Raw genomic sequence first — 15,532 nt, forward strand, 5'->3', positions numbered from 1 at the left:
GAACGGCCATGAAGATCCTCCTCGTCGGTGCCAGCGGCACCCTCGGCCAGGCGGTCGCCCGCCAGCTCGGCCAGCAGCACCAGATCCTCGCCGCCGGCCGCCACAGCGGCGAACTGCGGGTCGACCTGACCGACGACGCCAGCGTTGCCGAACTGTTCGCCCGCACCGGCCCGGTCGATGCGGTGATCTCCACCGCCGGCAAGCTGCACTTCGGCCCACTGCAGGAGATGACACCCGAGCAGTTCAACATCGGCCTGCAGGACAAGCTGCTGGGCCAGGTGCGGTTGGCCCTGGCCGCGCAGCACCATCTGAACGCCGGCGGTTCGATCACCCTGACCAGCGGCATCGTCAGCGCCCAGCCGATCCGCGATGGTGCCAACGCCACCTCGGTGAACGCCGCGCTGGAAGGCTTCGTGCGCGCGGCGGCGCTGGAGCTGCTGCCGCGCGGCCTGCGCATCAACGTGGTCAGCCCGAACGTACTGATCGAATCGATGGCGGCCTATGGCCCCTACTTCCCCGGCTTCGAAGCGGTGAGCGCACAGCGCGCGGCGCTGGCCTTCCAGCGCGCGGTGGAAGGCATCCAGAGCGGCGAAACGATCACCGTCTGGTAAGAAAAAGGGGACGGAGGGGATTAAGTCGTTTCCGGCACATAAGGGGCAATAGCGACTTAATCTCCTCCGTCCCCTTTTTCTTCATTCCCAGCGCATCGGGCCGTCGCCGCGTTCGCCGAGGATGTCTTCCGGGTTGGCCAGGCGGCAGCGCTTCAGCGACAGGCAGCCGCAGCCGATGCAGCCGGTCAGTTCATCGCGCAGCAGCTGCAGCATATGGATGCGCGCTTCCAGCTCGGTGCGCCAGCGCGCGGACAGCTTGGCCCAGTCGGCCTTGGTCGGCGCACGCCCCTCGGGCAGGCTCTCGAAGGCACGGCCCACCGCTTCCAGTGGCATGCCCACGCGCTGTGCCACGCGGATCACCGCCAGCCGGCGCAGCACGTCACGGCTGTAGCGGCGCTGGTTGCCGGAGGTGCGCAGGCTGCTGATCAGCCCCTTGCGCTCGTAGAAGTGCAGCGCGGAAACCGCTACGCCACTGCGCTGGGAGACTTCGCCAACGCTCAGTTCCTGGGACGCCATCACTTGACCTCAACTATGGTTGAGGTGTCATGCTGCTATCTTCGCCGCCGGTTGACAAGCGCGGCCCGCAGCCCATCTGTATGACTAGCATGCTCTCCCCCGCCGATACCCCTGTGCCGGCCGATACTTCGATCCTGTCCGCCCGCTACCGCGCCACCACCATCGGCATGGTCGCGCTGGTCGCGCTGCACGCCTTCGAAGCACTGGCCGTGGCCGCCGCGATGCCCACCGTGGCCGAAGCGCTCGATGGCCTGCGCCTGTATGCGCTGGCGTTCGGCGGCACCCTCGCCACCAGTGTGATCGGCATGACCCTGGCCGGGCGCTGGGCCGATCGCCACGGTCCGGCGCGACCGCTATGGTACGGCCTGGCCTGTTTCGTACTGGGCCTGCTGCTGGCCGGCTTTGCAATGCGCATGGGCATGCTGGTCGCCGGGCGCCTGCTGCAGGGGCTGGGTGCAGGCGCGATCTCGGTTTCGCTGTATGTGATCGTCGGCCGCAGCTACCCCGAGCACCTTCGGCCGAAAGTGTTTGCGGCCTTCTCCGCAGGTTGGGTGGTGCCGTCGATGATCGGCCCGGCGTTGAGCGGCCTGATCGTGCAGCATCTGGGCTGGCGTTGGGTGTTCCTGGCGGTGCCGCTGCTGGCGGTTCCCGCTGCCCTGCTGCTGCGCCCGGCACTGGCGCGCATGCGGCCTACCTCGGTCGGCGACAGCGACGATGGACGCGGCAATGTGGTGCGCTGGGCCAGCGGGGCCTCGCTGGCTGCGCTGCTGTTGTACTTCGGCGGCCAGCAGCAGGGCCTGCCGGCGCTGCTCTGCATCGGCGCTGCGATGCTGGCGCTGCTGTTCTGCGTGCACCGCCTGCTTCCGACCGGAACGCTGGTGCTGCGCCGTGGCCTGCCCAGTGTGATCGCGCTGCGTGGCGTCGCCGCTGCGGCCTTCTTTGCCTGCGAGGCCTATCTGCCGCTGCTGCTGCAACGCGAGCGCGGGCTCTCGCCGAGCTGGGCCGGTGCGGTGCTCAGCCTCGGCGCGCTGGGCTGGTTTGCCGGCTCTTGGCTGCAGGGCCACCAGCAGCGCGGCTGGTCACGCCAGCAGCTGCTGCGCGTGGGCACGGCGATGATGACGGTCGGCATCGTCGCCACGCTGGCGGTGCTGTTCAACCCCGTGCCACTGCCGGTGGCGCTGGTCGGCTGGGCGGTGACCGGCTTCGGCATGGGCATGATCTACGCCAGCCTGTCGGTGCTGACGCTTTCGCTGTCGGCGCCGCATGAGCAGGGCGCCAACACGTCGGCCCTGCAGCTGAGCGAGGCGTTGTCGGTGACCACCGCGCTGGCGGTGTCCGGTGCACTGTTCGCGCTGTTCGTGGAAACCGCGCCGCACACCGGTTATGTGCTGTGCCTGGCGATCACCTGCGGCCTGGCGGTGCTGGCGACGGTGATCGCGCGACGGGTGTAGGGCGGCAGCGCTCGGTAGTGCCGGCCGCTGGCCGGCAGCTTTCACGCAAACAGGAATACCGTGGTGATGCCGGCCAGCGGCCGGCACTACCGGCTACCGGTGCCCACGTCGTCGATGTCCCGGTGCAGGATGCGCCGTACTTCCAGCACCGCCTGCGGGGTCTCCTGCACGCTGTGGCCGGAGATGATCACCTTCTCCGACAGCGCGCCCGGCAGGTGTGCGCTCCAGTACGGCACCAGCCCGTCATCGGACTTCTCCACCGGCAGTTCCGGTTTGCGCTGGGCGATGATCGAGTGGTACTTCAGGCCGGTCTCGATCGGCAGCTGCGCGGCGGCCTTCACGAATGGATCGCTGGCCTTGAGGTTGTCGATGCTGTTGGGAATCTTCGGCTTGGCGGTGCCGTCGACCTGCTGCTCGGCCTGTGCCAGCGCCATGAACACATCCTCGAACTTGCCGAGAATCGTCAGCGGCAGGCGCACCAGCCGGCCGATCAGGCGCCCGACCTTGTTGCCGGCGATATCGGTGCCCTGGTGCGGTGCGGCGATGAAGATCGCACGCTCCACGTTCGGCTGCGCCTTGAAGTGCAGCAGCGGCCCCAGCTTGGCCTGCACGCGCTTCAGGCGCTCGCCCTTCAGGTCGTAGTTGGCCAGCAGGTCATTCCACAGCACATCGCCGGAATCACTGACCAGCAGGCGGGCCAGCACGCCGCCCATGCTGTGCCCGATGTAGACCATGTCCTTCGATGCCCGCGTGCTGCCATCGGGGTCGAAGTGCTTCAGCGTGTCATTGAACGCATTGGCGATCTCATAGCGGTTCAGCGCGATCGGCGCATTGGTCGGGTAATAGACCTGCCACACCTGGAACTGCTGGCGCAGCTCGGGGTCGCCCATGATCTCGTTGGCCAGGTTCACCCAGGCCTCCGGGCTGCTGGCCAGGCCATGCAGCATGAAGATGATGCGGCGGTTCGGGTCCCACGGCTGCATCAGGTAGATGTGCGGCTCACCGATGCCCTCGCTCATGCCGAACAGGGTGCGTAGCGACTGCCGGGCAAAGCCGCTCTGCGCCAGCCACAGGCCATAGGCGGCAGTGAAATTACCGGCCAACGGCACCTGCTCGCCGTGCAGGCTGATGCGCTCGGTGGCTTCCGGCGAGTAGGCATCCAGCTCGACCCGGCGCGTGCGCATCACGTCGTCCAGGCTGCTGCCCTCGAAGCGCAGCAGCGCGGTGACGTTGATCGAGGACATTTCGCTGAACTCTGGCACCGAATCGTCATGGCGATGGCGGCGACCACGGTGCGCATCGTCTTCGTCGTCCTGCGTCGTCTCGGTCTTCGGGCCATCCGGCGCGATCACCGGCGCGACCAGCTTCGGCGGGTCCATCACCATCACCAGTTCGGCACCGAAGCCATCGCGGCGATAGGTGCTGCGCAGGCCGACGAAGCTGACCGTTCCGGCCGGCACCAGCTGCGCGGGAATGCTCTTCAGGGCCAGCTGCTGGTAGTTGGAGGCCAGTGACCAGCTGCCGACCGAGATCGGCTTCGTGTAGTCCTCACCGGCCAGCGCAGACGCACGCGCGCGCACGAACAGCACCACCGCCGCCTTCTCGGCTGCGTAGTTGTAGTAGTCGCGCACCTGCGTCTGCCGGTCCTCGAAGGCGCGGTCAGACGGCGAACGGCCGCTGTAGAACAGGTACGCATAGGCGTAACGCGCCGCTTCCAGCCAGGCGTCCAGCGCGGCATCGCTCATCGGCGGATCGCCGGCCGCAGTCTTCTTCGGGGTCAGCGCCAGTGCGGCCTTCACCCACAGTTCGGACAGCGCCGACAGCCGCTGTTCGACGTTGAGGTCATCGGTCATCAGCAGCGTGCTGCGGCAGACCAGGAAGTCCTTTTCGCACTGCGATTCGTCCAGGCCTGCCGCGCTGAGCGTCTCGCGCGCGGCCGGGCTGAGCTTGCCGGTGTTGAGCACGTCGGCGCGCTTGTTGACCAGCGAATCACTGGACGTGACCTGCTTGACGGTAACCATCGCGCAGCCGCTGCTGCCCAGCAGCAGGAAGGCGGCGAACAACACCGGCAGCAGGCGCTGCCAGCGGGTCGGGGGGCGTTGGGTCATTACTGCGGGTCCTGCTCGGTGCCGGGCACGCCCTGGCGGATTACGGTGGAGAAATGCGCGCCGTCACCCAGGTCCAGCGCACGCTGGGTGATGCGGCCCTTGTCATGCAGCTCGGCGTACGGCACGCCCGGGGTGAGCGCGCCGACCTCCTGCGCGTACTCGGCCAGATAGCCCGACAGCAGCAGGCGATAGTCCAGCGGCAGCCGCGGTGCGATGTGGCGGGCCAAGTCGAAGACGATGGTGGTGCAGTTGCTGGTCAGCGTGTTGTAGAAGCCCGGCGTCGCATCCAGTTCGCGCGCCTGCTCGATGTAGGCGGCGAACAGTTCCTTCAGCTGCGTGCGGTCCATGCCGTGCAGGCGGTACAGGTAGACATCCTCGCCCCGCGCATTGGTGCGGGTGCGGATGATGTCGGTCTCCTCGGAGGCCACCAGGGTCATCTCGAACTTGCGGAAGAAGCCGCCCAGCGCCGAGAAAGATTCACCCCGTTCCTTGCGGATCTCCAGCGAGAACACCACGTGGCGGCCATCGTCGAAGCCGAACGAGATCAGCGTGTGGGCGATTGCCGGGCCCATCCAGTACGACAGCACCAGATCGGCCGAACGCAGCTGGTCCAGGTCGTACTCGCGGCGCACCCAGCGCGCGTCATAGTCGGTTTCACTGCGCCAGGTGAAAACACGCACGTTGTCGAGCACCACGCGACGCCCGTCGAAGGAAACCACATGCAGGCGCTGGGCCACGTCATCGGCCCACACGCGGTCCTGGCGCGGCGTCAGCAGCAGCCACCACAGCGCGGCCAGCGCCAGTGCCGCGCCGAACGCCAGGCCCAGCCGGCGGTTGCCTCGGCCGCGTGCGACCCGCCACGATGCCCACAGCGCAACCAGCAGCCACAGCACGGCCACCGTCGTGGCCAGCGCACCCGGCCCCGGCAGCTGGTAGGCCAGCAGCCCGGTCACCCACAGCGCCGCCAGCGCCATGGCACTTCCTGTCATCCAACGTCCTGCGGTGTTCACTGGCATCCTGGGGCGGTGTTCAAGCCGCATAGTTAGCCACAAGCCGGTTCAGCGTGGCATCTACGGCCCGTTCAGCCAGGCCGGCGCACCGTCGTCGGCGGCGCCCGAAGCCAGGTTCACCTCACAGGAGCATCGATGGGTATTACATCCGTGGCCGGCGTTCCGGTCCAACCCCGGCACCGCGCAACCTGCCACTGCGGCACGGTCGAACTGCTGCTGGAACTGCCGGACGGCATCGTCGACCCACGCCGCTGCGACTGCTCGATGTGCCGGCGCCGTGGCGCCATCGCCGCCAGCGTGACCCGTGCGGGACTGCAGGTGGTGCGCGGGCAGAACCACCTGCGGCTGTACCAGTTCAACACCCATGTGGCCGAGCATTACTTCTGCGGTGTGTGCGGCATCTACACCCACCACCGGCGTCGCTCCAATCCCGAGCAGTACGGCTACAACGTGGCCTGCCTGGAGGGCATCGACCCGTTCGCGCTGGGCGTGATCCCGGTCAACGATGGCGTCAACCACCCGGCCGACCGCAGCGCCTAGTGCCGCGTGCGTCGCAGTGGTGCCGCCACTTTCTGCCAAGGCGCCATGCCACTGCGACCGGCGCGTGCGGGGCGTTTCAGCCAAGGGCGGCGGGGCGCTGCCTGCGGCTCGGCAGCGACCGGGGGAGGAAGGGGCCTGCGGCCAGGCCAGAGATGGTCGAGCAGCCACATGGCGGGTCTCCGTGGGGGACGGGGACAACCGAGACTAGGCGCTGGCCGGCATAGGGGGCGTGAGGCGGCGAAGTCTCGACGATGACAAGACATTGAGAATCATTTGCAACAACGGAGTGCAATCCCGATAATCCGCGGCGATCTTCCGTGGACCGACCGCCATGCCCGCCCGCCGCACCCTGCTCTCGCTTGCCCTCGCCCTGCCCGGCAGCCTCGTTGCACACGCCGCACTGGCCGACGACGCGCCGACTCCCCGCACCCTGGACCGCGTCAGCGTGGTGGCCGAGCGTGCCAGTACCGCGACCAAGACCGACACCGCCCTGACCCAGACGCCACAGGCGATCAGCGTGGTCACCCAGCAGCTGTTCACCGATCGCGGCGCGCACAACCTGCAGGAAGTGCTGCGCTACAGCGCCGGCGTCACCGCCGACGCGTGGGGCCTGGATACCCGCAACGATGCCACCTCGGTACGCGGCCTGGATCCGGTGCAGTACCAGGATGGCCTCCGCCGCAGTTACGGGTTCAGTCCGTTGGCGCGGCCGGAAATCTATGGCCTGGAGCGTGTGGAAGTGCTGCGCGGTCCTTCGTCGGTGCTGTACGGCGCAGGCGCCACCGGCGGCATCATCAATGCGATGAGCAAGCGCCCGACGTTCGGCAACGTGGCGGGCGAGGTAGGCGTGCAGCTTGGCAGCTTCGACCGCAGGCAGCTTCAGGGCGACATCGGCGGTGCGTTGAACGATGCCGGCACGGTTGCCGGGCGCTTCGTCGGCCTGGTGCGTGAGTCGAACATGCAGACCGATACGCTCAAGGACGACCGTGTCTACCTTGCGCCTTCGATCAGCTGGCGCGGCGAACGCAGCACCTTCAGCCTGCTGGCCAGCTACCAGCACGACAGGACCGGCTCCAGCCAGCAGTTCCTGCCGTTGGCAGCGACGCTGCTGGCCCCCCCCGGGCGCCGCCTCGATCCCTCCACGTTCATCGGCGACCCTGACTTCGACCGCATCGACTCCCGCGTCTACAGCCTCACCGCACTGTTCGACCACCGCTTCAACGACGTGCTCAGCCTGCGCTCGGCCGTGCGCTACATCGACGGCAAGACCACGTTGCAGCAGATGTACGTGGACAGCTACAGCAACCCGGCCGATCCCTTCATCGATGCCGGACGTCGCGTGGTCAACCGCACCGCCTACGGCACCCGCCCCGACGTGCAGATCTTCAGTGCCGACAACGCCCTGCAGTTCGACTTCGCCACGGGTGCCTTCCAGCACCTGCTGCTGGCCGGCGTCGACTACAGCCAGTACCGGGAGCAGCTGCAGCGCCTGGATGCCACCGGCACGCCGATCGACATCTACGCCCCGGTGTCGGTGGCACCGACGGTGCGTGGCTGGGAGCGCCAGCCGGACCAGACCTCCACCCAGCTCGGCCTCTACCTGCAGGATCAGATCCGCTGGGCCGACCGCGTTTCACTGGTGCTGGGCGCACGACGCGACCATGCACGCTCGAAGACCGACGGCCAGCCCAGCCAGACCGACAACGCCACCACCTATCGCGCCGGCCTGATCGGCGAACTGGGCGCCGGGGTATCGCCCTACCTGAGCTACAGCGAATCGTTCCTGCCGGTTGCCGGCCAGGACCTGTTCGGCCAGGCCTTCAAGCCGATGCGCGGCCGCCAGACCGAGGCCGGCATCAAGTGGCAACCCGCGCGCAACCTGCTGCTGACGATGGCCGCGTACCGCATCACCGAAACCAACCGGCAGACCAACGACCCGGACAACGTGCTGAACGTGGTGCAGACCGGGCAGATCCGCTCCAGGGGTGTGGAGCTGGAGGGCCAGTTCCAGTTCGCCAACGAGCTGACGATCACCGCCGCCGTTGCGCGCAACGAGGCCGAAGTCAGCCGCAGCAACTTCGCGCTGGAAGTGGGCCAACGCCTCAACGACACCCCGCAGGACCTGGCCTCGGCCTGGGTCTCGAAGGGTTTCCCGCTGGAAGATGGCGCACGCCTGCGCCTGGGCCTGGGCGTGCGCCATGTCGGCAATACCGTGTCGCTGGGCAATGGCGGGCGCATCATCACTCCCAGCTACACGCTGGCCGATGCCCTGGTGGAAGTGCAGGTGACCGACTGGACGATGGCGCTGAACATCACCAACCTCACCGACAAGCGCTATTACGCACCGTGCCGCACCTTCGGTGACTGCTTCGCCGGCTACCCGCGGGTGGTCACCGGCACCATCACCTATCGGTTCTGATCACGGCCAACGCTGGCCGCCGCAGCAGTACGTGCAGCAGCGCGGCACAGGCGGCGGTCAGCAGCGCCAGCATCCGCAGCAGTATCGCCAGCGCTTCGGCACTGGCCTGCTGCAGGTGTGCGCCGCGCATCGCCGGAAGCAGCGCCTGCGCCTGTGCATGCGCACCGGTCGCCAGATAGGCCCCGGCCCTGGCCAGTGACGCGGGTGACGCGCCCTGCAGCCGCTGGCCGATCAGCAGCGCAAGCAACGCGGTCACTGCGGCCAGCGCAATGCCTTCACCAGCTACGCGCACCGTTCCGAAGATGCCAGCGGCCATGCCTGCACGCTGCACCGGCACCACGCTGACCGACAGCCCATCCATCAGGCCCCACGGCAAGGCCGTTCCGGCACCGATCAGCATCAGCAACGGCACCCACTGCGAGGGCGACGGGTGCGACGCGTGGCGCGACAGCAGGTACAGGCCGGTGGCGCAGACCAGCAGGCCCAGCGTGCACAGCCGCGCACTTCCGATACGCTCGGCCCAGCGCGCGGCCAGCATCGGCAGTACCAGCATCGGCGCGGACAGGGCCAGCATCTGCAATCCGACCGCGGTCGCGCTTTGCCCATGCACGCCCAGCAACTGCAGCGGCAGTACCACCAGCAGCACCACGTAGCCGAAGCAGGTGGCCACCGGCAGCAGCTGGACACCGAGGAACGCCGGCTGCGAGAACAATGAGAGGTCCAGCAGCGGTGAGTGGTGCACCCGTTCGATGCAGACGAACACCCCGCCCAACAGCAGCGTCGCCAGCAGCGCCAGCTGCACGCGCAGGGCATGCAGCCCGAATTCGCCCAGCCACAGCAGGGACAGGGTCAGCGCCCCCAGCATCAGGCTGAAGCCGAGCATGCCGCCGAGGTCCAACCGTCCGCGGTCGCCATGGCTTTCAGGCAACACGCGTGCGCCCAGTACGAAGGCCGCCATCGCCAGCACACCCCCGGCGGCGAACACGCTGCGCCACCCCAGTGCCTGCAGCAGAAGGCCGGCAAGCAGCGGCCCCAGTGCCAACCCTGCACCGAATGTCGTGCCCAGCAGAGCGAAGACGCGCGCACGTGCCGGTCCCTGCCAGGCCTGCGCCAATGCGGCGGTGCCGGACGCCAGCGCTGCTGCGGCGGCAACGCCCTGCAGCCCGCGCGCCAGGTCCAGCCACAGCAGCGTGGGCGCAAGGCACACCACGGCTGTGGCGGCGGTGAACCCGACCGTGCCCAGCAGGAACAGCCGCCGCCGGCCATAGCGGTCGGCCAGGCCGCCGGCAGCAAGCAACAGGCTGCCGAAGGTGAGCATGAACGCATTGGTCACCCAGGCCAGCGCAGTGGGTGAGGCCGCCGCGGAACGGGCCAGCACCGGCACCGCGACCGCGCCGGCCGAGAAGGACAACGGCAACGCCAGCGCGGCCAGGCAGACGGCAAGCAGCGTCCAGCGCTGCTGCGCGCGGACAGGCAAGGGGAGCATCGAAACCGGGGCCATGTGGGCCTCCATCCATCAGGGGCATTGATGATGAGCAGGCCGCTATTCCTGAAAAACAGGCTCCATGGACGTTGATTACATCCTTATGTTCCGCAATCATCCGGACATGGACTCCATCTCTGCCCTGCTCGCCTTCGTCCGCACTGCGGAGGCGGGCAGCATCGTCGGTGCCGCCCGCGTTCTCGGCCTGTCCGCGTCGGCGGTGGGCAAGCGCATCGCCCGCCTCGAGCAGGACCTGGGTACGCGCCTGTTCCATCGCACCACCCGCCGCGTACACCTCACCGATGAGGGCGATCTGCTCCTGCAACGCTGCCGGCGTGCCCTGGACGAGCTTTCCGAAGCGCAGGCGGACCTGGCGCAACGACAGCACGCGCCCAGTGGGCTGCTGCGCATCGGACTGCCGACCATCGGCTATCGCTTCCTGCTGCCGGTGCTGCCTGGTTTTCAGCAGCGTTATCCGCAGGTGCAGCTGGAACTGGATTTCAATGACCGCATCGTCGATGTGGTCAGCGAAGGCCTCGACGCGGTGATACGCAGCGGTGAGCTGGCCGACTCCAGCCTGACCGCACGGCGGCTGGGCGGGTTTCGTTTCATGCTCTGTGCGGCCCCCGGCTATCTGCACGCGCACGGCACGCCCAGTAATGTGAGCGACCTGCGCATGCATACCGCGCTGCGCTTCCGCTACCCGACCACCGGGAAGCTGCATCCGTGGCAGCTGCCGGGCGTTGAAGGCGATGCCGGAGCGGGCCTGCCGACGGCGATGACCTGCAACAACATGGAAGCGCTGCTGGCCGCCGCCATCGGGCGCATGGGCCTGGCCTGGATGCCTGACTTCCTCGCCGCTGACGCGCTGGCCGACGGCCGCCTGCAACGGGTGCTGCCTGCGCTGCCCACGCACCAGGGGCAGTTCTCGCTGCTATGGCCGGGTGGACGCCACCCCAGCGCGCGCCTGCGGGTATTCATCGACTACGCCGTGGCGCATCTGTTCCAGGGCGAACACGCCTAGGCGGCCGCCAGGATCAGCTCGCGTTCGCGGCGTCCAGGAAATTGCACAGCACCGGCGACGGTTGCTCCGGGCGCACGCACAGCTGCAGGGCGAAGCGCGCTGCTTCACCGGCCACCCTCCGGTAGACGATCTCTTCCGGACGAAAACTGCTCATGCTGGCCGGCACGATGGCCACGCCCGCATCCACTGCCACCAGCGACAGCACTGCATGCATGCCCTGCGCCTCCTGCACCACGCGCGGAGTGAATCCCGCCGCGGTGCACAGGCCCAGCACCTGTGCGTGGAAGCCGATGCCCTCACCCGCTGGCCACGACACGAAGGGTTCATCGGCCAGCATCGCCACGCTCACTTCGGGCAACGCGGCCAGCGCATGCGCTCGCGGCAGCGCAATCGCCAGATGGTCGTGGTCGAAGTCGTGCAACTGTAGTTCGGCGGCAGGAATCGGTGGAATCAACACGCCGACATCGATGCGCTGCTCACGCAGCCACAGCTGCTGCTGGCGTGAGGTCGCCTCCTGCAGATGCAGCCGCACCTGCGGATACTGCTGGCGGAAGCGGCGGATCAAACCAGGAAGCCGACCGTACAGGGCGCTGCCGACATAGCCCACCTGCAGGCTGCCACTCTGCCCTGCGGCGGCTTCACGGGTGCGCTGCAGCGCCTGTTCGGCCTGCTGCAGCGTCACGCGCGCTTCCACCAGCAAGGTCTGCCCGGCGACGGTCAGGCCCAGGGTACGGTTGCCACGCACGATCAGCTCACTGCCCAGTCCGTCTTCCAGCCGCCGCATTGCCGCCGTCAGCGGTGGCTGCGACATGTGCAGCCGGGCGGCGGCGCGGTGGAAGTGCAGTTCTTCGGCCACGGCCACGAACTGGCGGAGCAGGCGCAGGTCGATCATCTCGATGCAGGTGGTGGGAACCCGGCTAGGGTACGCCCTCAGCTGCGCGCATCCACACTGGCGCGGGCGATGGCCGGCCACTGCAGGGCCACCGACTCGATGCTGTCGGCGCTGACCGCGCGCAGATCGCGCGGATATGCAACGTATTCCGCTTCCTGCAGCCGCAGCGCATGGAACTGGCCGTTGCTTGCACGCAGCACCCACCCGCCGTCCTGGCAGCGCGTCGATGCCAGAAAGGCCACGCCCTGCGCGACTGCCTCCGGATGCAGTTCGTCCGGCTCGCCGTCGATGCCCCACATCCGCGTCTTGGCCACTGGCGAAACCGCATTGACCACGATGCCGTGCCCGGCACCTTCCAGTGCCAGCACATTGACCAGGCCGAGCGCGGCCAGCTTGCCCATCGCATAGGCGGAAAGACCGCGCTGTGCGTACTGCGGATACAGCGCGCGATCGGAGGTGGTGATGACGATGCGGCCACCACCCGCCGCGCGCATTGCCGGCCACGCTGCCTGTGCCAGCCACAGGGGTGTCTTCGCGGCCAGGCACAGCATCCGCTCCAGCGCATCGTCTTCGATGGCTTCCAACGCCTGGTACTCCACCCAGCCAGCGTTGTGGATCAGGAAATCGATGCGGCCATGCTGCTGCAGCAGATCCTGCACCAGCGCGTGGCAACCGGCACGATGATCGATGGGATCACTGACGGCCTGCACCGCCAGCCCTCGCGCCTGCAGCGCTTCGGCACTGTGCTGGATGCGCAGCGGATCGGTGCCACGCCCATCGGTGCCGGCACCGACGTCGTGCATCACCACGTGCGCACCACGCTCGGCCAGCAGCCGACTGTAGGCCAGGCCCAGTCCACCGGCGGCACCGGTCACCAGCCCCACCTGGCCTTCAAAGGAAATCCGGGAAACAGGTTGCATGCGCACAGCTTCAACCACGGGCGGGGGCACCGGCCAATACCGTTGACCACAGCCCACGATACGCCCGCGCTATCACCAGAAAAGGGGACGGAGGGGATTAAGTCGCTTCCCGCGCACAAGGGGCAATAGCGACTTAATCCCCTCCGTCCCCTTTTTCTAGCGGCTGAAGCGGCGCGCGCCGGCCACGCAGACCACCGCGCCCAGCGTCACCAGCACCATGCCGGCGCTGACCGCTTCGTGCAGCAGCAGCGCCGCCAGGGCCAGTCCGAAGAACGGTTGCAGCAGCTGCAGCTGGCCGACCGCCGCGATACCGCCCTGGGCCAGCCCGCGGTACCAGAACAGGAAGCCGACCAGCATGCTGAACACCGCCACGTAGCCCAGTGCCCACCACGCAGGCGCGCCCACCGCGGCGAACGACGCCGGGCGCATCACCACGCTCAGCGGCAGCATCACCGGCAACGCCAGCAGCAGTGCCCAGCTGATCACCTGCCAGCCGCCGAGATGGCGGGCCAGCCGGCCGCCTTCGGCATAGCCAAGCCCGCAGGCAAGGATCGCGGCCAGCATCAGCAGGTCGGCCTGCAGCGAGGCCTCGATGCCATTGCGCATTGCGTAGCCGACCACGCAGGCGCTGCCCAGCAGCGAGAACAGCCAGAACGCCGGGCGCGGCCGCTCGCCACCGCGCAACACCCCGAAAAGTGCGGTGCTCAGTGGCAGCAGGCCGACGAACACAATGGTGTGCGCCGATGACGCATGGCGCAGCGCCAACGCGGTCAGCAGCGGAAAACCGACCACCACGCCGAGGCTGACTACCACCAGCCCCGGCAGGTCACTGCGCCGCGGCCAGGACTGGCGCAACAGCAGCAACAGGCCAAGGCCAAGCACTGCGGCGATGGTGGCGCGTGCGGCGGTGACGAATCCGGCGTCCAGTTCAAGCACCGCCAGGCGGGTAGCCGGTAACGAGCCGGCGAAGATCACCACACCGATGAAGCCATTGATCCAACCGCTCGCTGACCGTTCCACGCCTGTATTCCTGTCATGCCGGGCATCGCCCGGCGGAACCTGCATGGGAACATCCATCGCCGGGTGCGCCCCAGCTACAATCCAGTACAGTCGCAAGTAACTGTACTGCCCGCACTTCCACTACAGTCCCGCCATGTCGCGTCCGCTCACCCGCATCGAATCAGTCATCCAGACCGTCCGCACCCGCATCAGCGCGCGCGTGGATGGCCCCGGTTCCCGCCTGCCGTCGGTGCGCGCGCAGGCGGCAGCGATGGGCGTATCGGTTTCCACCGTGGTCGAGGCCTACGAGCGCCTGGCGGCCGAAGGCGTGATCAGCGCGCGCGCGGGTTCGGGCTTCTACGTCAGTGGCCCGGCCGCACCGCTGGCGCTGGCCGCGATGGAGCCGCGGCTGGACCGCGTGGTGGACCCGCTGTGGGTATCGAGGCAATCGCTGGAAACGCCGGCGGGCCACCTCAAGCCGGGCTGCGGCTGGATGCCCAGCGACTGGCTGTACCAGGACGGCATGCGCCGTGGCCTGCGCCGGCTGGCACGTGTCGATGCATCGCAGCTGGTCGACTACGCCGGCCCGCTCGGTCTGCCCGCATTGCGCCAGTTGCTGCAGCGGCGTGCTGCTGCATTGGGCATCGACGCGCCGATGGAACAGATCCTGCTGACCGAATCGGGCACGCACGCGGTCGACCTGATCTGCCGCTTCCTGCTCAAGCCCGGCGACTGCGTGCTGGTGGATGACCCCAGCTACTTCAACTACCACGCGCTGCTGAAGGCACACCAGGTGCAGGCGGTAGGCGTGCCGTACACCCACACCGGGCCGGACCTTGATGCGTTTGCGCAGGCGTTGCAGGCACATGCGCCGCGGCTGTACATCACCAACTCGGGCCTGCACAACCCGACCGGCGCGGTGCTTTCCGCCAGCACCGCACATCGCCTGTTGGGCCTGGCCGAACGCAGCGAACTGGTCATCGTCGAGGACGACATCTTCGCCGACTTCGAGCTGCATCCCGCACCGCGGCTTGCCGCGCTGGATGGGCTGTCACGGGTGATCCACGTCGGCAGTTTTTCCAAGACACTGTCGGCGGCGTCGCGGTGCGGTTACATCGCGGCGCGCCACGACTGGATCGACGCGCTGACCGACCTGAAGCTGGCAACCAGCTTCGGCGGCGGCCATCTGGCGATGCAGCTGATGCACATCGCGCTGACCGACAGTGGTTATCGTCGCCACATGCAGTCGGTGCGTTCGCGCCTGGCCGATGCACGCCGGCATACGCTGCGGAAACTGCACGCGCTGGGCATCACCCCGTGGCTGCTGCCCGAAGCCGGCCTGTTCCTGTGGTGCCAGCTGCCCGATGGCCGCGACGCCGCGGCCCTGGCGCGGCACTGCCTGCGCGAGGGAATCGTACTGGCACCGGGCAACGCCTTCAGCCAGTCGCAGCGCGCGGTCGACTACCTGCGCTTCAATGTCTCGCAATGCCAGGACCCGCGGATCTGGCAGGTGTTGGCGCAGGCCTTGCGCTGAACGCGATGCCGGTGCCCTGCGGCCC

The 15,532-nt window shown here is 68.1% G+C and carries 13 protein-coding genes; 6 read left to right on the forward strand and 7 right to left on the reverse strand.

Features of this window, described 5'->3' with window-relative positions:
* Positions 1-8 precede the first annotated feature (8 nt).
* Entirely contained in the window at positions 9-611 is a 603-nt protein-coding gene (locus AC5P7U_RS13520) for a short chain dehydrogenase (protein ID WP_008266431.1), read from the forward strand.
* An 81-nt stretch (positions 612-692) separates the two neighbouring features.
* Here the strand turns inward: AC5P7U_RS13520 and soxR are convergent, their stop codons facing one another.
* Complete coding sequence (gene soxR / locus AC5P7U_RS13525; protein ID WP_008267329.1) at positions 693-1,127, reverse strand: redox-sensitive transcriptional activator SoxR; 435 nt, start codon at positions 1,125-1,127, stop codon at positions 693-695.
* A 29-nt stretch (positions 1,128-1,156) separates the two neighbouring features.
* Here soxR and AC5P7U_RS13530 point away from each other — a divergent pair, with 29 nt between their 5' ends.
* Positions 1,157-2,578, forward strand: coding sequence for an MFS transporter (locus tag AC5P7U_RS13530; RefSeq protein WP_197564905.1), 1,422 nt, complete (start codon positions 1,157-1,159; stop codon positions 2,576-2,578).
* Positions 2,579-2,664: 86 nt separating this feature from the next.
* Here the strand turns inward: AC5P7U_RS13530 and AC5P7U_RS13535 are convergent, their stop codons facing one another.
* Together AC5P7U_RS13535 and AC5P7U_RS13540 are read right to left on the reverse strand one after the other, a co-directional pair.
* Positions 2,665-4,686, reverse strand: coding sequence for an esterase/lipase family protein (locus AC5P7U_RS13535; RefSeq protein WP_495221198.1), 2,022 nt, complete (start codon positions 4,684-4,686; stop codon positions 2,665-2,667).
* Positions 4,686-5,660 carry an Lnb N-terminal periplasmic domain-containing protein gene (locus tag AC5P7U_RS13540; RefSeq protein ID WP_495221227.1) on the reverse strand — a complete coding sequence of 325 codons (975 nt, stop codon included), beginning with the start codon at positions 5,658-5,660 and terminating at the stop codon, positions 4,686-4,688. The genes AC5P7U_RS13535 and AC5P7U_RS13540 overlap by 1 nt, the downstream gene beginning before the upstream one ends.
* A 171-nt stretch (positions 5,661-5,831) precedes the next feature.
* Here AC5P7U_RS13540 and AC5P7U_RS13545 point away from each other — a divergent pair, with 171 nt between their 5' ends.
* Together AC5P7U_RS13545 and AC5P7U_RS13550 are read left to right on the forward strand one after the other, a co-directional pair.
* Complete coding sequence (locus AC5P7U_RS13545; RefSeq protein ID WP_004154701.1) at positions 5,832-6,236, forward strand: GFA family protein; 405 nt, start codon at positions 5,832-5,834, stop codon at positions 6,234-6,236.
* Between the two features lie 331 nt (positions 6,237-6,567).
* Positions 6,568-8,655 carry a TonB-dependent siderophore receptor gene (locus AC5P7U_RS13550; protein ID WP_004154700.1) on the forward strand — a complete coding sequence of 696 codons (2,088 nt, stop codon included), beginning with the start codon at positions 6,568-6,570 and terminating at the stop codon, positions 8,653-8,655.
* On the opposite strand, the gene AC5P7U_RS13555 is transcribed toward AC5P7U_RS13550, so the two are convergent.
* Positions 8,639-10,156, reverse strand: coding sequence for an MFS transporter (locus AC5P7U_RS13555; protein ID WP_004154699.1), 1,518 nt, complete (start codon positions 10,154-10,156; stop codon positions 8,639-8,641). The genes AC5P7U_RS13550 and AC5P7U_RS13555 overlap by 17 nt on opposite strands.
* 106 nt (positions 10,157-10,262) lie before the next feature.
* On the opposite strand from AC5P7U_RS13555, the gene AC5P7U_RS13560 reads away from it, so the two are divergent.
* Entirely contained in the window at positions 10,263-11,162 is a 900-nt protein-coding gene (locus AC5P7U_RS13560; RefSeq protein ID WP_049457635.1) for a LysR family transcriptional regulator, read from the forward strand.
* Positions 11,163-11,175: 13 nt separating this feature from the next.
* Here AC5P7U_RS13560 and AC5P7U_RS13565 read toward each other — a convergent pair whose 3' ends face one another.
* The 3 genes from AC5P7U_RS13565 to AC5P7U_RS13575 all read right to left on the reverse strand — a co-directional run bounded on the left by AC5P7U_RS13565 (position 11,176) and on the right by AC5P7U_RS13575 (position 13,994).
* Positions 11,176-12,054 carry a LysR family transcriptional regulator gene (locus tag AC5P7U_RS13565; protein ID WP_197563761.1) on the reverse strand — a complete coding sequence of 293 codons (879 nt, stop codon included), beginning with the start codon at positions 12,052-12,054 and terminating at the stop codon, positions 11,176-11,178.
* Positions 12,055-12,092: 38 nt separating this feature from the next.
* Positions 12,093-12,974: an SDR family NAD(P)-dependent oxidoreductase gene (locus AC5P7U_RS13570; protein WP_004154696.1), complete on the reverse strand. Its 882-nt coding sequence runs from the start codon at positions 12,972-12,974 to the stop codon at positions 12,093-12,095.
* A gap of 156 nt (positions 12,975-13,130) precedes the next feature.
* A complete protein-coding gene (locus AC5P7U_RS13575; protein WP_495221199.1) occupies positions 13,131-13,994 on the reverse strand; it encodes a DMT family transporter in 864 nt (287 codons plus the stop codon).
* Positions 13,995-14,127: 133 nt separating this feature from the next.
* Between AC5P7U_RS13575 and AC5P7U_RS13580 the strand changes: the two genes are divergently transcribed.
* The gene (locus AC5P7U_RS13580) at positions 14,128-15,507 is read left to right on the forward strand and encodes an aminotransferase-like domain-containing protein (protein WP_004154694.1); all 1,380 of its coding nucleotides are present in this window, start codon (positions 14,128-14,130) and stop codon (positions 15,505-15,507) included.
* Positions 15,508-15,532: the final 25 nt, after the last annotated feature.

The sequence above is a fragment of the Stenotrophomonas sp. YJH_SMC_57 genome (assembly GCF_059369755.1).